21 protein-coding genes and 1 pseudogene are annotated in these 20,920 nt (G+C 35.5%); 13 read left to right on the top strand and 9 right to left on the bottom strand.

The window, feature by feature from the left end:
- Positions 1-7 precede the first annotated feature (7 nt).
- The 3 genes from BK575_RS15390 (at position 8) to BK575_RS15380 (ending at position 2,013) form a co-directional block, all read left to right on the top strand.
- Complete coding sequence (locus BK575_RS15390; protein WP_078411310.1) at positions 8-277, top strand: hypothetical protein; 270 nt, start codon at positions 8-10, stop codon at positions 275-277.
- 341 nt (positions 278-618) lie between these two features.
- Positions 619-1,293, top strand: coding sequence for a VanZ family protein (locus BK575_RS15385; RefSeq protein ID WP_078411308.1), 675 nt, complete (start codon positions 619-621; stop codon positions 1,291-1,293).
- 444 nt (positions 1,294-1,737) lie between these two features.
- Positions 1,738-2,013, top strand: a complete 276-nt coding sequence (locus tag BK575_RS15380; RefSeq protein ID WP_078411306.1) for a hypothetical protein — start codon at positions 1,738-1,740, stop codon at positions 2,011-2,013.
- 613 nt (positions 2,014-2,626) lie between these two features.
- Here the strand turns inward: BK575_RS15380 and glpT are convergent.
- From glpT to BK575_RS15350, 6 genes are all read right to left on the bottom strand, one after another.
- Entirely contained in the window at positions 2,627-3,976 is a 1,350-nt protein-coding gene (gene glpT, locus BK575_RS15375; RefSeq protein WP_078411304.1) for a glycerol-3-phosphate transporter, read from the bottom strand.
- A 373-nt stretch (positions 3,977-4,349) separates the two neighbouring features.
- Positions 4,350-4,970, bottom strand: a complete 621-nt coding sequence (locus tag BK575_RS15370; protein WP_078411302.1) for an NAD(P)-dependent oxidoreductase — start codon at positions 4,968-4,970, stop codon at positions 4,350-4,352.
- A 325-nt stretch (positions 4,971-5,295) separates the two neighbouring features.
- Entirely contained in the window at positions 5,296-5,793 is a 498-nt protein-coding gene (locus tag BK575_RS29110) for an IS630 family transposase (RefSeq protein ID WP_235867491.1), read from the bottom strand.
- Positions 5,794-5,819: 26 nt separating this feature from the next.
- Positions 5,820-6,365 carry a helix-turn-helix domain-containing protein gene (locus BK575_RS29105; RefSeq protein WP_078411298.1) on the bottom strand — a complete coding sequence of 182 codons (546 nt, stop codon included), beginning with the start codon at positions 6,363-6,365 and terminating at the stop codon, positions 5,820-5,822.
- 107 nt (positions 6,366-6,472) lie between these two features.
- On the bottom strand, positions 6,473-7,411 hold the full coding sequence (locus BK575_RS15355) for a DMT family transporter (RefSeq protein ID WP_078414810.1): 939 nt from the start codon (positions 7,409-7,411) through the stop codon (positions 6,473-6,475).
- A 129-nt stretch (positions 7,412-7,540) separates the two neighbouring features.
- On the bottom strand, positions 7,541-8,080 hold the full coding sequence (locus BK575_RS15350; RefSeq protein ID WP_078411296.1) for a prolyl-tRNA synthetase associated domain-containing protein: 540 nt from the start codon (positions 8,078-8,080) through the stop codon (positions 7,541-7,543).
- Between the two features lie 121 nt (positions 8,081-8,201).
- On the opposite strand from BK575_RS15350, the gene BK575_RS15345 reads away from it, so the two are divergent.
- The 7 genes and pseudogenes from BK575_RS15345 to BK575_RS28115 all read left to right on the top strand — a co-directional run bounded on the left by BK575_RS15345 (position 8,202) and on the right by BK575_RS28115 (position 13,137).
- Entirely contained in the window at positions 8,202-9,071 is an 870-nt protein-coding gene (locus BK575_RS15345; RefSeq protein WP_078411294.1) for a LysR family transcriptional regulator, read from the top strand.
- Positions 9,072-9,366: 295 nt separating this feature from the next.
- Positions 9,367-10,158 (top strand): phosphotransferase, encoded by a 792-nt coding sequence (locus BK575_RS15340; protein WP_078411292.1) that lies wholly within the window; start codon positions 9,367-9,369, stop codon positions 10,156-10,158.
- A 169-nt stretch (positions 10,159-10,327) separates the two neighbouring features.
- The gene (locus BK575_RS15335) at positions 10,328-10,729 is read left to right on the top strand and encodes a hypothetical protein (protein WP_078411290.1); all 402 of its coding nucleotides are present in this window, start codon (positions 10,328-10,330) and stop codon (positions 10,727-10,729) included.
- A 23-nt stretch (positions 10,730-10,752) separates the two neighbouring features.
- A complete protein-coding gene (locus BK575_RS28680; RefSeq protein ID WP_169907835.1) occupies positions 10,753-10,899 on the top strand; it encodes a hypothetical protein in 147 nt (48 codons plus the stop codon).
- A gap of 192 nt (positions 10,900-11,091) precedes the next feature.
- Positions 11,092-11,541: pseudogene (locus BK575_RS15330) on the top strand (N-acetyltransferase family protein).
- Positions 11,542-11,700: 159 nt separating this feature from the next.
- Positions 11,701-12,741 (top strand): IS1595 family transposase, encoded by a 1,041-nt coding sequence (locus tag BK575_RS15325; protein ID WP_078411288.1) that lies wholly within the window; start codon positions 11,701-11,703, stop codon positions 12,739-12,741.
- A gap of 147 nt (positions 12,742-12,888) precedes the next feature.
- Positions 12,889-13,137 carry a hypothetical protein gene (locus BK575_RS28115; RefSeq protein WP_139368051.1) on the top strand — a complete coding sequence of 83 codons (249 nt, stop codon included), beginning with the start codon at positions 12,889-12,891 and terminating at the stop codon, positions 13,135-13,137.
- A gap of 291 nt (positions 13,138-13,428) precedes the next feature.
- Here BK575_RS28115 and BK575_RS15315 read toward each other — a convergent pair whose 3' ends face one another.
- The 3 genes from BK575_RS15315 to BK575_RS15310 all read right to left on the bottom strand — a co-directional run bounded on the left by BK575_RS15315 (position 13,429) and on the right by BK575_RS15310 (position 16,488).
- Complete coding sequence (locus tag BK575_RS15315) at positions 13,429-14,568, bottom strand: ISL3 family transposase (RefSeq protein WP_169907833.1); 1,140 nt, start codon at positions 14,566-14,568, stop codon at positions 13,429-13,431.
- Positions 14,513-14,992 (bottom strand): transposase family protein, encoded by a 480-nt coding sequence (locus BK575_RS28110; protein ID WP_139368050.1) that lies wholly within the window; start codon positions 14,990-14,992, stop codon positions 14,513-14,515. Before BK575_RS28110 ends, BK575_RS15315 begins: the two co-directional genes overlap by 56 nt.
- A 1,055-nt stretch (positions 14,993-16,047) precedes the next feature.
- Complete coding sequence (locus BK575_RS15310; protein WP_078411278.1) at positions 16,048-16,488, bottom strand: Lrp/AsnC family transcriptional regulator; 441 nt, start codon at positions 16,486-16,488, stop codon at positions 16,048-16,050.
- A gap of 134 nt (positions 16,489-16,622) precedes the next feature.
- Here BK575_RS15310 and BK575_RS15305 point away from each other — a divergent pair, with 134 nt between their 5' ends.
- The 3 genes from BK575_RS15305 to BK575_RS15295 all read left to right on the top strand — a co-directional run bounded on the left by BK575_RS15305 (position 16,623) and on the right by BK575_RS15295 (position 20,865).
- On the top strand, positions 16,623-17,036 hold the full coding sequence (locus BK575_RS15305; RefSeq protein WP_078411276.1) for a carboxymuconolactone decarboxylase family protein: 414 nt from the start codon (positions 16,623-16,625) through the stop codon (positions 17,034-17,036).
- A gap of 219 nt (positions 17,037-17,255) precedes the next feature.
- On the top strand, positions 17,256-17,687 hold the full coding sequence (locus BK575_RS15300; protein WP_078411274.1) for a GNAT family N-acetyltransferase: 432 nt from the start codon (positions 17,256-17,258) through the stop codon (positions 17,685-17,687).
- Positions 17,688-18,600: 913 nt separating this feature from the next.
- Entirely contained in the window at positions 18,601-20,865 is a 2,265-nt protein-coding gene (locus tag BK575_RS15295) for a glycoside hydrolase family 3 C-terminal domain-containing protein (RefSeq protein WP_078411272.1), read from the top strand.
- Positions 20,866-20,920: the final 55 nt, after the last annotated feature.

The raw sequence follows: 20,920 nt of genomic DNA, 5'->3' as shown, positions 1-20,920 counted from the left end.
AGTGAGTATGGCTAAACAAGATACACTAGACCCTACAAGAGATAATTTAAAAAGATTACTTCTTGATACGATAAATAATAAAATCTCTCATAAAGAGCTCGCAGATTGGTGTTATGAATATTGCAAGGATTATTGGGATGATACGAGAACTCAAAACGGGGAATACGATAAGGGTATAAGTATTGATGTAGCAATGGAAATTGATGCTCAATGGAGCTGTTTCTTAATAACACATATTCTTTGCCCGAACTTCAAGAAGTGGATTTCTCAAATGTGAAAATGCCAAAAGAATGGCTGCATAACTGGTTGAACAAGCTAGAAGGTTCAATCTAAGACTTTTTTGATTTCCTATAATCCTGAGTTATGGTGACCTAAACATTGAAATGGATTTTAAACGCCTTATATTCGCGTATAAGGCGTTTTTCGATTTTAGAGATAAAAACCCTATTATTTATCGTGGAAAGCCTCAAATTCTAGGAATCTGAGGCTTTTGTTGATTGCAGAGAGGAACTGTTAAGTAAATTAGATTTGCATATAGCACCCATCATTATTTTTCCATAAATGTGATAAAATACCATTATAGCAAACCAATAATGCATGAAAGAAGTGAGCAAAACATTGTATTTAATTAATGGGAGGGTAATTATTGTACTTGGAGTTATATGTTATTTGGTGGGACGAGTTATTTTTCTGAGGGTAAAATACAAAAATACAAAAACGGTATATTCGTTAAAAGAAGTTATTAAATTTCTTTTTGTTTTATACATACTTATGGTTGTTTCAGTAACTCTATTTCCATTGGCATTATGGATTGATTTTAATATAGAGCATATCAAGTATGGTTTAAATTTTGTACCATTTGTATCAATTTTAAAAGACATTAGTCAAATAGGTGTAGCTTATGATGGCGATGTCGTGTTTATGATTGGACTAATTATCAGAAATGTAGGAGGAAATATTTTATTGTTAATGCCTCTAGGCGTATTAGTACCAATACTATCGTATAAGTTTAGACAATTTAAAAATACTGTGTTACTAGGTTTTTTTATATCAACCAGTATTGAATTTATTCAGTTTTTTGAACTACTAGCAGGAGGATGGGGACGTACAGTTGATATTGATGATGTAATTTGTAATGTTATAGGTGTTAGTTTTGGATACCTGATTTATAAAATTATGTTTAGAATAGCCGATAAATTTCAGATTAAAATCTTACAAAACTTAAATCCTGAGAAGATGGAAATGCAGGATTCTAGTTATGTCAATAAAAAAGAAGTTAATTCCCCTATATAAAAGTACCCAACCTCTTCGAAAATATCATGGGTACGAGTAACTGCTTATGCTTTTGTTTCTTTGCTCTTGGCCTATATTCCGTACAAACTATTAAATATGAGTCGTTTTTGATTTATGGTGACTAAAAGGGAGGCAAAGAATGAATCTTTTCATACAGGTCATTTTAGCTTTAGCCGGTATTGCTGGTTTTATTGCAATTGGATACTGGTCGTATTTTAGTGAAGAGCTTGAAAAGAATAAGAATGCCAAAGAAAAGTAAGTTTGCTTCTTATAAGCTCACTTATGTGAACTCCTTTTGAAGATAACAAGAGGAGTGTTTTTGTGGACTATCTTGTTGCAAACGGAGGTTAGTGCACCGACTATTGCTTACTATATAGTTATTCTATGTATATAATGAAATAAGAGATTTTTTCAGTTAAAAACCATTAAGGAGCCTGGGGAATTATGAAAAAGATTTTAAAAGTTTTACTTACCATTGTTACGTTGGGGGCTTTACTTTATGGTTCTATTTTCTTTTACACCACGTTGAGATTAAATAGCGTTAAAGAAAAATTATTGAGCAACCATTCTGAGATTACCAAAGTAGAATCGATAAATAGTCTTGGGCAATGGGGAGAATGGTATCGGGAATTTACAATGGTAGTAACTATTAAGGGTAAAAAATATAGAGTTTGGACATATGATGATGGAAAAATAACAGGTAAAGAGTTGATGGATTAATGCGTTTTTTGTTGAACTAACTGGGGAGTTTAACTAGGAACAAATCGAAAGCTGCTTATTTAGGTGGCTTTTTTTATTTTATCCAATGTATGAATTTCTATAGAAACATACATTCAGAAATGAACAGATAGCATTAGCGGACTAACTGCCGATAATTCTCATTTATGGGGATCTAAACAGTGGAATAGGTTTAAACGTCTTATATTTGTATATAATGCGTTTTTTATGTCTATAGACCTTTTAATCCTTATTCTTACGTGGAAGCCTCAAATTCTAGGAATCTGAGGCTTTGTTGATTGTAGCTAAGAACGATTATATGTTAACTAACTTTGTATGAACTATACAAAAATACTTTTGTATTAATTTGGTAATATGTGCACTATATCAATCACGATTAATATTCCGATAAAGCTAATGAACCAATACGTTAAAGCACTTTTTCAGGAAACTGGTCTAGGTACTCTAAAAACGATGAGACGGATTTTCAGATATCTTTTTGAGTGGCACAGAACAGATTGGCGATGACGCTCCCTCATTGGTAGTATAGACCAGGAAGATAGGCATTTAAACGTGTCGAAGAATTAAGTCTGATTAATATAGAACTCTAATTTTATTATGCTACCTCAGCTTTATTAGAATTTGTAGCTTTACCAGAATTCCAAGTTAAAGAAAGAAATACAATGGAAAGAACTGATGAGATGATAAGCATGATAAATCCACCGCCCCAGCCAGCGAAATCAACGACATATCCCATTGCAATACTTGCGAATACAGAACCTCCTAAATAACCAAATAATCCGGTAAGACCTGCAGCTGTACCTGCAGCTTTTTTAGGCACTAAATCTAACGCCTGGAGACCTATTAGCATAACTGGACCATAAATTAAGAATCCGATCGCAATTAGAGAAATATTATCTACAAGTGGGTTTCCAGCAGGATTTAACCAATAGACAGCTATTGCTATTAAAACACCTAACATAAAGATAATTCCAGCAGGTGCACGTCTTCCCTTAAACACTTTATCACTAATCCAACCACATAAAATTGTTCCAGGAATACCTGCCCATTCATAAAGAAAATATGCCCATCTAGAATCATTGTGGCTATATCCTTTTTCTTCTGTCAAATAAGTTGGGGCCCAGTCTAAAACACCGTAGCGTACTAAGTAAACAAATACGTTAGCAATTGCGATATACCATAAAAATTTATTATTTAAAACATATTTAAAAAGTATTTCTTTTGTAGATAACTCTTTCTCACGGTCTTCAGTATCATTTTTAGGATAATCATTTTTATATTCCTCAATTGGAGGTAGCCCAACGGACTGCGGGGTATCTTTCATTAAAATAAATGCAATGATTGCAATAATAATCGCAATAACGCCTGGGAAAAAGAAAGTACTTTTCCAAGTCACAAAGAGGGCAATTCCAATACCTGCTAATGGGGCAATTAGTCCACCACCAACATTATGGGCAACATTCCAAATAGACATTTTCGTTCCACGTTCATTTATCGAAAACCAGTGTACCATTGTTCGTCCACTTGCTGGCCATCCCATTCCCTGAACCCAACCGTTAATAAAGTTCAATATAAACATGATCGCAATACTTGTTGTAACAAATGAGAAAGATCCAAAAATTACATTGATAAGAGCAGAAAGTATTAGGCCTGCAGCTAGAAAATATCTCGGATTACTTCGGTCCGAAACAGTACCCATAACAAATTTACTAATTCCATAGGCAATGGATACAGCAGATAACACTAATCCTAATTCTCCCTTGCTAAATCCCATATCAGTTAAATATGGCATAGCCAAGCTAAAGTTTTTTCTGACCAAATAGTAACCTGCATAACCGATAAAAATTCCAAGGAAAACTTGCAAACGAAGTCTTTTATATTCCTTGTCAATCTTGTGCTCTGGGAGTCTATCGACATGCTGAGCAGGTTGAAACATTTTTAACATTTTAATACCACCCCTATATCTATTTTTCTAGTTAATATAGTTTTATCCGCAAAAAAAGACAGCCGAAAAGACATTTAATAGAATTTACCTTAAATGTCTTTTCGGCTATCTCCAATTCTCCGGCCGTTTATTAACTTAATCATCAATATAACAGAAAAAGGTAAAAATGTGAATACGTTTTCAAATATTTTTTGTTAATAAGGTAGATCTAGAAGTTATTGAAAATGATAAAGAGTAGATAAAAAACTTTGTTTTTAGGAATAGAGATCTTAACTAACTTCCGAGAATGAACTTTTACGTAAACTAAATTTGTATAGAATATACATAAGGGAAAATGAGGTAAATCCAATATGAAAGTAGTATAAGAATGTTATTAGTAGGCGATACCTACACGTGATTTTATATAATCGCTTGCTTTTATCTGTCTAAATGTAAATTCTGCTGTATCCGGTACGGATATTTCAACTCCACCCTCTGGCAAAAAATTTCGGTCTATTCGATATTTGCCTACCCTTTCTCCATCCGGCAAGTACGTAGGACAGACAATCGTCCATTCCAGGGTTGATTGTTTGAGCATATCGTAAACTTTATGATGTTCTTTCGCTGCACGGGTTGACTTCTGCTTTGATTCACTTGATTGATAACGCAGAGAATTTGGCGTGGTTCTACTTTGCATAATACCCGCAGTTCCTATAGTTATTATTCGTTTTATACCTTCGTTTTCCATTGCTTGGATAATAAGTGGCATACTTTCTGATAGAGTGATTGTGCCATCAGTATTTAGTGCACTAATAACTACATCAATTCCATGCATTGCACGTACGATATCATCTTTATTTAAAACATTCCCTTCAATAATGGTTAAATTTTCATTATTTATTTGAATCTTCTCTGGAGTGCGAACTAATACAGTAACATGATGACTTCCATGAAGGGCATAAGTAACTATTTGACTTCCAACTCGTCCAGTTGCACCTAAAATTAAAATATTCATAAGAATGAGGCTCCTTTTGCAAATACTAATATTCTACTATAAAAGTTATTTTATTGTCTTGTTCAACGGGTAGCTTTAATTGAGCAAGAAACTAAAAATTTTTAACTTCTGCTTTCGGGCGTTATGGTAACAAAAAGAGGTGTTAGGGAATTTTTTAGGCATCCCATCCCTTTTTATCAACAATCAGTCATTATACAAACTAGAAAGCACTTATGATGTATTAGATTCTATGGATCCAGTAAAAATTTTTAATATTATCAAAATATGCATGAAGAGCATTAAAGAAAGTGAGTATGATAGACAGATTTATCTATATAAATCACGATTAATATTCCGACATAGCTAACGATCCGATCCGTTGAAGCACTTTTTCAGGAAACTGGTCTAGGTGCTCTAAAAACGATGACACGGATTTTCGGATATCTTTCTGAGTGGCATGGAACCGATTGACGATGACGCTCTCTTTCAACCATCCCCAAATACGCTCCACTGCATTTAGGTGCGGAGAATAGGGAGGAAGAAAAAGAAGAGTCAGTCGATGTTCATTTTCTTTCAAGAAGGCTTCTAAGATTTTCGCATGGTGAATACGGGCATTATCAAGAATCATGACCACGTGTCGATCCTCATATTGCGCCAATATATAGCGAAGAAACGCGTAAAACGATTGAGCGTTACACTGGTTCGTTTCCATACAAAGAAATTCGCCGTTTCGAATGTTGACGCAGCCAAATAAACTCACCGTCGCATGATGACCATGCGTGGGGATTTGTCTTTGTTTTCCTTTGACGCTCCACGTGGCACGTAAGGTTTGATAATCCCGGATGTGGCTCTCATCTTCGTATAACAGAATTACATCGTCTGAGATGTTTTTTTCACCATGTTCAGTTCTCGTTGAAAGGCTTCCTGTTTCTGGCGATTGGCACGCTTCAGAGTATAGGTGGGACGCGTATAGCTAAATCCCCATCGCTTCAGCATATCGCCGATGCCACTGCGGGACATCGTAATCGCGAACTTATCTTCGATGACATGTTTTAAAATGCGAGTATCCCAGCGTGATTCGAAGCCGTATCCTTCTTCAGCTGGTGTACTGTGTTCAAGCATCCGGCGCAGTTCCTGTTCTTCTTCCGATGATAAAAACGGAGGCTTACCTGGTGAATAATCACGATGTAATAAAGCGTCCATTCCGCCATCATTAAACTTCTGAACGTAGCTCGAAATCGTTTCTCGATGGATGTTTAAGAGTTTGGCCACTTGAATGGCATAATACCCTTGCATAATGAGCCGAATGACCGCCACTCGCTTTGCCATAGAAGCTTTTTTAATGGTTTTTTCATGTATTTGAAGTTGTTCAACCGTCCAGCCATGGGTATTTGTAATTGTAAGTCCCTTTCCCATCTTAATCCGCTCCTTCATTTGTTCTTTTAGGAGCAGTATAGACAAGAAAGATAGAATATTAAACGTGTCGAAGAATTAAGTCTGATTTATATAGGAAAAAGTGTATATTATCCTACACTCTTTTTTGTATTATTAATCCGATTATGCTTTTTCGCCCATAGTTTTTCAATATAACCTGACCCAAATAGAACTCCAGCTACAATAAACACAAATCCAATCAATTGTGAAGCTGTAATGGTTTCATTTAAGAAAAGTGCAGAGAACACAAGACCAAAAAAAGGAACAAAGTTATTAAATATGACTGTTTTCCCTGCTCCTATCTGCTGAATCGCTGCATTAAAAACTATATACCCCACACCTGTTGCCACTACCCCTGACACAATAAATAAAAAGTGAATAAATAAAGAGGCTGAAGTCATTTCATTGAATCCTTTAGGTTCAGTTATAAAACTAATAATCAACAAACCTATTGAACCTAATAAGTACATTATTGTTGTTACCTGTTTTGAATCAAGAGTTGCTGTTGCCTTTTTTACAAAAATAAAACTAATGGCTTGGACGAACATAGCAATAAATAAAATCAATTCTCCCTGAGACAATTGCATATTACTGAATGAACCACCTTGAATAAAAAAGACACCAGTTAATGCAAGAATAAAACCTATCGTTCGCAATTTAGTTAATTGTTCACCTAAAAAAAGGACAGCGAGTATTGCTGTTGAAAGCGGAACTAATGCAAGAATTAAAGAAGCATTCGAAGCATCAATCATTGTTAAACCTACTGCTATAAGCAAGTGATGTAGAATGACACCAAATAACATTCCAAGTAGTGTATAAATCCATTCTCTTTTCGATAAACGACGAAAGGATTTTCCAATAACGATTATGATTAATGCTGTAATCCCAGCCATCATAATTCGAAATGCCGTCATGGTTTGTGGAGGTAATTCCTCCACCAATACTTTAATTATGACCATATTAAGTCCCCAAATTGCTGTGACAAAAAATACTAAACCATAAATTAGTAATAATCGCTTTTGATCCACAAACTTCCCTCCTTTAAACCTTTTAAATTTCATCGTCTACTCCTAATAATCTGCGAAACAGCTTATATTTCGCAGATTATTAACCTGTTTTTAAAATAAAGTAATTAATCACCATTCTTTTTCTGAATTTTACATTTCGATTACTGTCGGAATGTGCTTTGCATAGGTTAGGAAGTTATTGACGATCAGCTTTGTTTTGACCTTCATATATCCGGTTGTCGTTCCATCGCTACATCCATACCACTCTTCCAAAAGCACATCCTTATCAAAAACAACCTGCACAAGATTTTCCTTGTCCATTAAAACACCAAATACAGTAGCAGCACCGATTTTTACACCCAGAATACTTTCCATCAGATCCGCAGGAGCAAACGATACGCGTGAAATGTCGAGTGTATTGCTAAAATCTTTTGATTTGAATGGCTTATTTGCGATAGTTATAAATAAATAAAACTTTGTCTTTTTACTATTGCAGAGGAACAGCGTTTTTACCATTTTCATATCCAATTTTTGATTGATCTCGATACAGTCCTCCATCGAAATTGCTTCATCTGTATTTACTCGTTCAAATGAAATCTGTAACATTGTCAATGATTCGTAGACCATTTCTTGTAGCGGAGACTTATAGGTATCTGGTGATTTGTTCATAATATCACTCACAAAAAACATCTTTATATCCCTTTCCTAACTTGAATTTTTGATATTAATAACATATCATGTTCACATGTATTACAAAAACGAATATTCATCATGAAATGCATGACGAAAACAGATGGAAAAGGAAAAGAGTATGAATATCCAAAAATATATGGCATTTATAAAAGTAGTAGAATTCGGTAGCTTTACAAAAGCTGCCGAAGCATTGGACTATACACAGTCTGGGATCAGTCGTATGATTAGCGATTTAGAAACGGAATGGGGGGTTTCTCTTTTTGAAAGAGGACGTGCCGGTATCAGTTTAACCTCGGATGGCTTAAAGTTACTGCCCCAATTAAAGAGAATCTGTAATGAGTATGAATTCTTAATGAGGCAGATCGAAGACTTACACGATATGCAGACTGGGATGATTCGTATTGGGACATTTTCTAGTGTAGCAACCCATTGGCTCCCTAACATTATTAGAATTTTTAAGAAGGATTACCCAAAGATAGATTTTGAACTTCTACTTGGTGATTATACAGAAATTGAAAGCTGGATTCTAAATGGACGTGTTGACTTCGGATTTGTGCGGCTACCGGCAAAAGCAGAATTAGAAACTATCTTTTTGGAGCAAGACCGTTTGCTGGTAGTGATTCCGCAAAATCATCCGCTTGCTAATTGCGAAAAGTTTCCAATCAACGACTTACTGAATAGTCCGTTTATGCTATTGGAAAAGGGAGCAAAAGCAGAAATCTCTGAAATTTTTGAGATGCATCATATTTCACCGCAAGTTAATTTTACAACATGGGATGATTATGCAATTATGTCTATGGTAGAAAATGGGCTTGGAATCAGTATATTACCAGAATTGATTTTACAGCGAATTCCTCACAAAATTATAGCGAAAGAGCTTGAAATTCCTGCTTTTAGAAATATTGGTATAGCTACGAGAGAGCAAAAATCACTTTCCCTTGCGTCCAAGAAATTCTTAGAATATTTATCATATAGGAACAGAGAGTGAATAAGTATGATGGATCAGAATGTAAAATACACATGACAGTCTGTTCGAAATATTTCAAATCATGGTTCGCGCCTATACTCTGGTCGAACCTTATATGATACTGAAGAAAATATTCAGACAGGCAACAATGCATGTTTTTTTCGCATTTTCAACTATTCAGCAATCGGGCGCTTATCTGTTATAAGGTAAGTGTCTTTTTTATTGAAAAATTAATTGTTTTAGTCAAAAATAATTTGAAATAATTGGTATTAAGCAATAGGGCAGTTTAATGGAACAAGACAAGGAGGTGTATTAAATGTCTAATCGCTCAAATGAGGAATTGTTAGCTGGTGGTAACGTCTCCAAAGTTTATCGTTCAGATAATACAGTTAGGCGAGATTTAAAGTCAAATAGCACAAGGATTCATGCACTGTTGAAACATCTGGAAAGCAAAAGGTTCAATTATGCACCTAAATACATAGGTATCGATGAAAAAGGGAGAGAGATATTATCATTTATTGAAGGAGAAGCTGGTAATTATCCATTAAAAAAGTATATGTGGTCTAATGATGTCTTAATAGAAATCGCGAAGATGCTTCGTCTTTATCATGATTCTGTGAGTGATTTTTCATTTGATGATAGTTGGCAATCATTAGATAATACTCCACAACAACGGGAGGTACTTTGCCATAATGACTTTGCAATATACAACATTATTTTTAATAATGAAAGACCAATAGGTATTATTGATTTTGATGTTGTTGGACCTGGTCCACGACTTTGGGACATAGCCTATACTCTTTATACTTGTGTACCATTAAGTAGATTTTATCTTACTGAAATAGGTGAAAAAGCATATTATGATTCATCCCAGCATTCTAACCGTATAAAACGAAGAGTTAAATTGTTTTTTGAATCTTACGGTAAAGAATTTGAAGAAGGTTATTTAGAGATGGTATTGCTACGATTAGAAGGGTTATGTAAAACAATTAGAAGAAAAGCTTGTGAAGGTGACCTTGCTTTTCAAAAGATGATAGATGAAGGGCATCTAGAACATTATCAAAATGATATTAAATTCATTACAGAACATGGGAATGAGTGGATTTAGGTCTTATTCCATTAAAGGGCGCCATTCTTGAGGAATGGGCGCTCATTTTACGTTTTAGAGCCATTTAATAGAATGAGAACACCCGAACAAAACTGGGTGTTTATGTTAATATAGGTGTAAGGTTGTAAAAAAATGTATTTAAATCAAGGCGATTATGGGAGAGATTGAGATGATTAATTTGAAGAAGGCAATGCCACTTCTTGCTTTCATTTTTGTTGGTATTTTAATAATAGGCTCTTTTCCTTCGATTACAAGTGCTTGTTCGTGTGCAGAATTACCAAGCGTAGAGGAAGAATTTGAACGTTCAAAAGCCGTATTTAGTGGGAAAGTTGTTGATATAAAAGAGAGACGGAGTTTAAACGGATATACGTCTAAATCAGTTCTTTTTGGGGTAACGAACACCTGGAAGGGTGTTGAACAATCACAAATTATCATTACCACTGGTCAAGGTGGTGGAGACTGTGGGTATAATTTTACAAAAAGAGAAGAATATTTGGTTTATGCTAACGAATCAACAATGTACGGGCAAAATCACTTGTATCAATCATGTGTGATCGTACCGATGTGTTGAGTTCTTCACAGGAGGATTTGGTAGTGCTTGGAGAAGGAAAGCCTCCGATTGAAGAAGTTGATTTAAGTAGTAAACATAATCGAAGTCAAATATATATTTGGGCTACAGTGGTAGTAGCCATCGGCATTGTTGTGTTTTTCATTATAAATAGAAGAAAAAATTTGAATTAATTGTGGGATGAATTGTTATTGTTGCAAGAATTATATCAAGCTATTGCAACAATAAGTGATAGTGAAGTAAAGAGCTTATGTCTTATAGATTATCTTGATAACGAGTCTTCCAGAAAAGCGTCTTTTAAATCTAAATAGAAAGTAATCAGTGATGTATAGTGATATTTTCGTGCTGAAGGAGTGAATTTTAAAATGAATTTTCGAAAAGCGAATGAAAAAGATTTACCAGCCATTGTTCGCTTACTGGCCGATGATGAATTAGGGTCCCAACGTGAACATCATGTAGAGCCATTGCCGGCTGAATATTATGAAGCATTTGCGGCAATTGAAGCACAGGTTGGAAATCAGATTATTTTAGCTATTGATGGTCAAACGGTGATTGGCTGCCTTTAGTTAACGATCATTCCCGGTTTAGCAAGACAAGGGATGAAACGAGCACAAATAGAAGGGGTACGTGTCGATAAGAGTTACCGTGGAAAAGGGGTAGGAGAAGCCTTATTTAAAGAAGCGATTGCAATTTCGAAGTTTGAGAAATGTGGTCTTGTCCAATTAACAACCGATAAACGACGTGAAGAGGCACATCGTTTTTATAAAAGGTTAGGATTTTTGGCGAGTCATGAAGGTATGAAACTAATCTTTTAATTCGAAAACGCAACCCCATAAATGCGCGCTATTGTTGAACAACACGGGTAGAAAATGTTCAGATTTTTTTATAGGCTATGTTAAACAACTCTGTTGATATTTGATTCAAACGAACAATCGTTCTATAATATAACAAAAGGACGAGAGTGGGTGAATCGAATGGTGTTAAAGGAGATTATTGAAGAGATTGAAAAACTCAGTGCGGCAGACCAACATCGTTTAAAAGAGTTTTTTATTAAATCCCTTACTTCTTATTCTGCAAGTGAACCTGTACTTAAAGAGGTATCCGAGCGGAAACATAAAGATGGGTATACTTGTACTCATTGCCATTCGAATAATGCTGTTCGCTTCGGGAAGTATTCCGTCAAGGTTGGAATGAAAACAATGGAGCGGCAACGTTATCGCTGCAAAAACTGCCGTAAGACTTTTACAGATGTCACGAACACACCATTATATCGAACTCACCTTCCTCATAAATGGTTAGATTTTGTTCAATGCATGATTGAGGGCTATTCTTTACGTAAGGCTTCAGAGATAATTAACGTTCACTTCGTAACTTTGTTCTATTGGAGACATAAATTATTATCAGCCTTGAAACAAATGGATTTCGAACAGTTTACAGGTATTGTTGAAATGGACGAGACCTATTTCCTATACTCGGAAAAGGGCAAACGTAAAATAATTGGTCGTAAATCCCGTAAACGTGGCGGTGTTTCTAAATACCGAGGAATAAGCAAGGAACAGGTCTGTGTCCTTATCGCAAGGGACCGTCAAAAATCTACTTATTCAAAGGTCCTTGGTCAAGGACGTATTGTTAAATCCCGCTTAGATAAAGCAATTGGTTCCAAATTATCGGTATCCAATGTACTTTGCACCGATGCGTGGAGAGCATTTAAGACCTATGCCATTGAAAAAGGATTAGAACATTATCGTTTTAAATCAGATGGTAAGGAACGAGTAAGAGGTCTTTATCATATTCAAAATGTGAATAACTATCACAGTCGTCTCAAAGGCTGGATAGAGCGTTTCAATGGCGTGGCAACGAAATACCTCGACCATTATTTGAGTTGGTTTCAATTCCTAGATGTTATCAAACATCGAAACGATAATACTACGGTAAGCAAAATGATGGTTGATAGTTGCTTATTACCTACCAATGCTACTTATGAGAAATTAAGATTATCGATATTTAGGTTATAATGCTACCTTTTTTCTTCAAAAAACGAAGCAGGTTGATTTTTAATGATGCTTTCTCAAAAGAAAAACCCACTTTATTTTGCAAAAGTGGGCTTTTGAAATAAATTGTTCTGATTGCTTTTCAGTCTGATGTCTATTAGGAAAAATAGTATGGAACTGATGACGATGTATATGGTTACCTCTTCTAAGAAAATAACAGTAATAAGTGCAAAGAGGACGTGGAGGAAAAATGAGAAAAGAAGCTGTCCTTTCTTTGCTTTCTTTGTTATGTATTCAGCAATTATAGAGGCAGGTAAACCGTATAGAAAGTTTCCAATCAAAGCATATGTAAAAACAAAAGGCAGAACTCCAAACGCTACAAATGCTTCAAAGATGGTTAGCCCCATCTTAAAAATGTAGACAGGAATAAGTGCTGTACACAAAACAGCGTAACCCATTGTTAGGAGAAGAGTTGTATAGAAAGATGCCTTAATTTTCCGTTTGAACATTTTATCACCTCTTCACTAACTATTATACATCACTTGTATATTCAAAGGTTAAGCTTAATGTGAAAAAGATGAGACTTACTCAACTAACGTGATTTATATTCAATTATCAACAATATTATTGGTTCTTACGTCTTTTTGGTGAAAGTTATTAACCCTAAGGTATTGTGATATCTTCAGTGAAAAAAAGTTATATTAATATCTTTTAAATGCTAAAACGTAATCGATTTAACAATACCTTTATACCTGCACGCCCGTACATCATTCTTTTTATATTTTTCAACTTATTTATGGTTCCTTCTGTTATACCATTTGACCAAGGTAATGTTATCGCATAATAAACAGCCTTAATATCACCTCTGATGCCGTTAATAAATGTTTGAAAGTGTGTAAAAGATGATTGTTGATGCTCGATTAACCATTTTCTAAGACCAGATGAATGTTTTTCTTCAAATAGTCGCCTGAAAGATTGAATGAATCGGCTAATTTCCATTAAAGATGGAAATGCCTCTAAAAGTTTGGGATGCAAGGATTTGAATGCTTTTTTATGATTTTGAATACTTTTATCCCAAAGGATCCGTATGATTGCCTGGTGAAGATTGAGTGTTTGTGGCTTTTTATTTCGAATATCACGACGTTCGTCCGCAATCATGTAATTTAGCGTATTGCGATGTCCATCAAATCCTGCCTTTCTACAAGCAGCTTCTATGTCATCGCCCTTTGATCCATCTGCAATCATGCTTCGGATGAGTGGGAGATATCGGTCAAACATAGAAGTTCGTTTTCGGGACGGTTTTGATGTCACAGCTAAATCAGTATAAACGGTGTTACGTGACACACCTATCTGCTTTGCGATCGCTGTGATACTCTTGCCTTCTTTCCGAAGGCGCTGGGCATATTGGATTCTCTTCCAAACCTTGTCTTCGTTTTCTTCTAGAGGTTGAAGTCGCTTGGGTAAAGAGCGTGATGGACTTCCATTTTTGACGGCTTGGCCAGGTGGTCTCCATTTGGGTGGCACAATAGACTTAACCGTCTTCTTTACTACTTCGAATAGATGCTGGAGAATATGCCATCTGTCGCCGACCTGTTTAATTTTTGGTGATGCTTCTTCTGCCGCACTTTTATATGCTTGCGCACGATCTCTTGTGATTAGTTGAATTTCGGGATGTCCGATAAGCCAGTTCTTTACAGAATCTTTATTTCGGTTAGGCAGAAAATCAAGGATTCCACCTGTAAGAAGATCAATGAAAATCGTGCCATATCGCTTTCGTTTCTTAAATGCAAAATCATCAATCCCCACGAAAGGGGCAATAACTAGATGGAGCTGAGACTTCTTTTTTAACACGGTACAAAATGGCATCATGACTAATTGAAATGCCCATTTTCCGGCAGACCTTTTCTGCGACTAAACAATTATTGGAGAATCCAATGTGACGAATCAGTTTTTCGAGCCGAGTGGTTTTTCTGCCAGAAGGCTGTAACCAATCTAAACGTTCAGTGAAAATTTTAATCTCACATTTTGCATTTACACAGAACCACTTATGCAGAAGAATCGTTAAGTGCACCGAACGATCTGAAACTGAAAGGTCATCTGCTTTTCTTGCATAACGGCTGTGGCGACGAGAAGATAAATGCTTACATCCTGGACATCGAGCGTGTGTTGAACAAACTTTTAACACGACATACAGGTCCTCTGACTCCATCAAGCTATGGATGACTTCAACATTTTGATCGAACTTAAAAAGCTGTTCAATGGTTGTACTATTCATTGTACACACCGCCTTTAGAGTATTAATAATGCTATACCCGAAAAGCAGTGATACATGCCTTCACCATCTTTACGTAAGAACCATATTATTTAACAGAGCCTTTTTATAAAAAGCGCCCTCATGAAATATTTGAAGAGCCTGTTTTGATCAATATTTTTTATAAACCAATAACTGGGCCTTATACTACTTTCGTTTGAAAAGGTGTGCCAAGAATATAAACGTTTATTAATGTTTTTGACACACCTTTTTAAACTTGATTTTACTGGGTTTGATAGCTTCATAGGTTTTGTTTGTAAAGGTATAACTTTATAAACGGAGCGATCAAATGACCATGACGGAAATGACATATAGTTTTAAATAAATTACAACAAATAAAAAAAGAAAATCACAGCAAAATGGCGCAGCTTTTGGCCGATCAAAACCTCAGGTAACAGATGAGTTTAAAGAAGTGTATCATCGACGGAAAGCAGGAGGGATGACAGCCGTTAAAGCCATGCAGGAAGTAGGTCTAAAAAAGACGACCATTTATAAATTTGTTAGGGAGTATGAAGAAGTAGCACAAGAATAAACTTATATAATAGGAAGAAACGCGTCAAAAAAATTAGCATCTGCCTCAAAAAAGGGCAGATGTTTTTTCAATAAAAAGGGGGGAATATACTATCATCGTTGCCAGTTTTTTAGATTTATATACATCTATTTTAAAAAAGTTATAGCGTTGGATTATGTATTAAGTCTCATTCGTGGTTGTTTTTTTCGAAAGAAAAAGACCGACAGATACAGTCAATCTGTCATATTTGTTCTTCAACTAAACGTTAGCTGTAATTTTCAAATAAAGTTTGATCAAAAAACTGTTTTCATGTACAGGTTTTTCTTTTTGGTTCGTATTAATGTCGAAAGAAAATAAATTTATTTAAAGACACCATCCGTGTTATTCCACTAGAGGGCCGTTTGTGGAATAAGCAGGAACTTGTTCAAAAATTTCCATTATTATTAATGCTATGCCATTTTAACTAATTTTCAGGTACTAAAGAGTAATGCTTTTAACTAAAAACTTATCAATCCATGTTAATTTTTAAATATGTTGGAACTTGTGAAAAAATAAAATGTGTTACAGTATGTGCGATTGGATTTACTTCATCAATGAATTTTTCTGCTTTAGCGAACGTTTCAAACTGCATTTTTAGCATATAACACGCACTTCCTGCTATTCGATAACAGAATTCGACGTTTGGAAGTTTCTCAATATAATTTTTAAAAGATTTATAGTCACCATTTTTAACTGTTGCTTCAATTATACATTGGATTGGTAAACTTAATTTTTCATAATCAACTTCTAAAGTATATTTTTTTATAATTCCAAATGACTCCATTTGTCTTACCCGTTCCGTTACTGATGGGGAGGACAGATTCACCCTTCTTCCAAGCTCGCTCATTGATAAACGGCTGTTATTATGTAGTTCATCTAAAATTTTTTTATCAATTTCATCTATTTTCATTTTTAAAGTTCACATCCGATAATCGTTAATTTTATAAAAAATTCATTTGACAATCATTATAAATTTAATGTGATTTAGTCATTTTGTTGTTTAAAATTAATTCATAATTAAAAATATAACAAGGAGGTACTCATATGGCAAGGATTGTTGAATCTAATTTCGGGGAAACACCTTTTCAAAGACTATTGGGACATAATAAAGATGTAATGGAACGATGGAATCAGTTAGGCGATGTGTTAGAAAAAGATGGACTACTAAGATCTGAATTAAAGGAACAAGTAAGGAGAACATTAGCTCAAAGTAACGGATGTGAGTATTGTAAGGCGAAAGGAAAACCTGATCCAGATAAGTTTAATGAAAAAACGTCTATTGCAGTAGGATTTGCAGAAGTTTTTTTAAAACAAAAGGGTGACATAGCTGATTCAACTTTTGATATTTTGAGAGAATGTTTCACTGAAGAGGAAATAAGTGAATTATGTGCATTTATCTGTTTTATAACTGCTTCACAATATTTTGGTGCAATGATGAAATTAGAACCTTTAAATTAATAATCTTATTCATTAAACAATAGGGCGCAATTCTGCAGTCAGAATTGTGCTCGATCTTTATGTATTGGGCTAGATAATGGAGTAATGTATTGTGGAAATGATGTGAATTTGGAATAATTGTTATTAAATTAAAGGTCATTGTTAAATACTTTCTTAATTGGTAGGATGATATTCTATAACACATATCACTTATTTTGAATTTAGACTAAGGGTGATAATATGAAAATCAGATTAAGTAAAAAAATAGAAATTGATAAAATGATAGATATATGGTATAGAGGTTCATTAATAGCACATGACTTTATTGATAAAAATTATTGGAAATCTCAGCAAAAGGAGATGAAAGAAAAATATTTTCCAATATCTGAAAACTATGTTATATGCAATGAAAAAGAAGTCTTAGGCTTCATCTCAATGGTAGATAACTATTTGGCTGCATTGTTTATCGATATTAAGCATCAAGGTAAAGGATATGGAAAAGAATTATTAAACTTTATAAAAGAACGAAGGGAAAATATACAATTGAAAGTTTACAAGAAAAATGATGAAGCAGTTAATTTTTATTTGAGAAGTGGTTTTGTAAAAAAAGAAGAACTATTGGATGAACAGACTGCCGAGGATGAGTTTTTAATGGAATGGAAAAAAGTTTAAATACCATGTAATTTTGACTTTTTGATTTCTCATCGGAAAATATCCTTGCTATTTATCCATTATAAGGGTCATATCTGTGTTTTTCGATCTTAAGCAAACGGGCGCAATTGTTGAATGAAAATAAGGAGCATTAGCGTTAGGAACCCCTCACCTGGAAATAGGATAGTTATTACTGAAGCATTCGTTGTAAAGTTAACATCTACGATAGTGAAACAAAATTGACCGTCAATTGGCGGTCAATTTTTTGTGATGCTTATGTATTTTATAGTAAGGTGAGGTCAGGGGAGCTAGTTCTATAAAGAATGCGTATAATCCTAATTTTACGCATTCTTTATAGAACTGAGAAAAAGGAATCCCTCGTATTTTAAACATATTCCGCCAATTTAACTAAGTAGCATTATGAAAAGCAAGGAAGCCTAATCCTAACTGGATACGGGCTTTTTATTTTTTCATCAAGCTGTACTTTTACGAATGATATGAGAAGTAGAATAACAATTTAGTATGCGGATACTCTGCTATATCACTACAACGTATTCCACAGTGTCTCCTTTTTATAGAGGAGTAACTATAGCCACAAAAGAGAGTGAGTCTTTGGTATTTCCTTTTTTGTAAATACCTCTAGGGGGGAACACACAGAGCACTTTTAATTAAACGGATTCTCCCTGTTCTTTATTAAAAGAAGGCTATGTGTCTGAAGCAAAAAGAAGAATCTGAAACAAATTACTTGTAATTATTAATAAAAAATTGGAGGGAAGGAAAAAAGATGAAGGGAGAAAGATTTATTTCACCATTTTTGAGAGGAGCTTCACAAAACTAGCCTAATCTACACACAGAAGAGCTGATATGTATAAAAATAACAGGTTCTTTTGGGTGAGGTCGGTTTAGATTTGGACCTTTCTAGGAGGAGAACGCAATGGGTAACAGATTTAACAAGATTGTAAGCTCATGCCTGATTACTATTTTGTTGTTGATTGCAAATGCAAACGGAACTGCGGCACTTGGACGAGATATTCCCCCGAAACTGGTGAATGAAGCGTCTATCGAGAAAGTATTAAAAGCAATGACATTGGATGAAAAGGCCTATCTAGTTATTGGATCAGGCTATCCGGGTCCAAACGGTGTAGCAGGCGCTACCTATGCTATTCCACGTTTAGGCATACCGTCGATCATCCTTTCTGATGGCCCAGCTGGTGTCAGGATTGGTGGCGTCTTTGCTGGTGCTGCCCCAAGATACGCAACTGCGTTTCCCATTCCATCCTTGCTTTCAGCTACATGGGATGTTGATCAAATCACAAAAGTGGCAAAAGCCATGGGCGAGGAATCCAGGGAATATGGAGTGGACGTCTTATTAGCACCCGGTGTGAATATTCAACGTGATCCTTTAGGGGGAAGAAACTTTGAATACTATTCTGAGGATCCCTTCCTGGCTGGTATTATGGCTACAGTGTTTATCAAGGGGGTTCAATCCACTGGTGTGGGTACATCCCTTAAGCACTTCGCTGCCAATAACCAGGAAACCAACAGAACAACAATCAATGCAGTTATCTCTGAACGGACATTAAGGGAAATTTATCTTCCCGCTTTTGAAATGGCGGTAAAGCAAGCCAAGCCATGGACTGTAATGAGTGCCTATAATGCGGTGAATGGAACTTTTGCTACCCAGAATCCTCATCTCTTCACCAATATATTAAGGGATAATTGGGGCTTTGACGGACTTGTAATGTCCGATTGGTGGGCTGTAAAGAATCCTTTTGCTGCTTTGGCTGCTGGAAATGATTTAATCATGCCTGGAGTATACAGAGGACCATTACCTATGCCAGAGTTAATTAAAGCAGTGTACAACAAGGCATCAGCACCAACACCGGGTTTAATTAAGTCTGCTGTTCAAAATGGCACACTTAGTGAAAGAGATCTTGACTCACGCGTTCGTAATATTCTAAAGGTGATTGTTAAGACACCGACGTTTATAGGGGAGTATAAGAATGTAGATTATAAACATAAAACCTACCTTACTAAGCAAACTGCTGCTAAAAGTGCTCGGATAGATCGTGAAGTGGCTGCTGAAGGTATGGTTCTTCTGAAAAATGAAAATCACACCTTGCCATTCAAGGGAGTTGCTACCATTGGAGTAGCAGGGCAAAATGCAGTTGTAAATCCTAGTCATAACAAATTAGGAATTATCATTGGTGGCGGAGGAAGTTCTCAAGTAAATGTAGCTCCAAGAGATGTTGTTTCACTTGTACAGGGTTTGAAGAATGCCAATTATACTGTAGTCAATTCTAAAAATGGGAACGAGCTGGTAGAAGGCTTGGGTATAGATGATGCTGATTATTTAGCGCAAAATACGGACATTGGGTTGGTTTCTATAGGCAGGGCCTCAACAGAAGGGGAAGATAGACCTGATATGAACATGAAACCGGAAGAGGTTCAGCTTATTAAAAATCTTTCCAATGCCTATCATGCTGAAGGCAAAAAGTTAGCGGTAGTATTGAATATCGGTGCCCCCATAGAGGTTGCAAGTTGGAGAGACTATGCTGATGCTATCTTGTTAGCTTGGCAGCCAGGACAAGAAGGGGGCAATCCAATTGCCGATATCCTCTCTGGAAAGGTCAATCCTTCTGGAAAACTTCCAGTAACATTCCCGGTCAAATATAGCGATGTCCCATCATATGGCAACTTCCCGGGCGATCTTGCCAACAATATCGTTCGATATGCCGAAGGGATTTATGTTGGCTATCGTTACTATGATACAAAAGACATAAAACCGGCGTATGCATTCGGTCATGGACTTTCTTATACGAAATTCACATACAGTAATCTTAAATTAAGTTCAACTAAATTTGACTTGGGTGGGAATAAACCATTAACTGTATCAGTTGACATTTCTAACAAAGGAAATGTAACAGGCAAGGAAGTGGTTCAGCTTTATATTCACGATGAACGTTCAACACTCGAAAGGCCTTATAAGGAACTAAAGGGTTTTAGAAAGGTTTCATTAAAGTCAGGTGAAACCAAAACTGTAACATTTACATTAGACAAGAGGGCTCTTTCAGTATATGATGAGACGTCGAAAACCTGGGCTGCTGAGGCAGGCATATTTAAAGTTCTCATCGGAAGTTCTTCACGAGATATTAGACAAAAAAGCCAATTTCGAGCTGTAGGAGATGACAAATATTAAAAAACCTTAACACTTGGTTGTTGGGCAGTTTAAACCTGTAAGGAAGCATAAGTTC

The sequence above is a fragment of the Priestia abyssalis genome (genome assembly GCF_002019595.1).
Lineage (GTDB): Bacteria > Bacillota > Bacilli > Bacillales > Bacillaceae_H > Bacillus_BA > Bacillus_BA abyssalis.
This window is presented reverse-complemented; position numbering and strand designations above follow the sequence as displayed.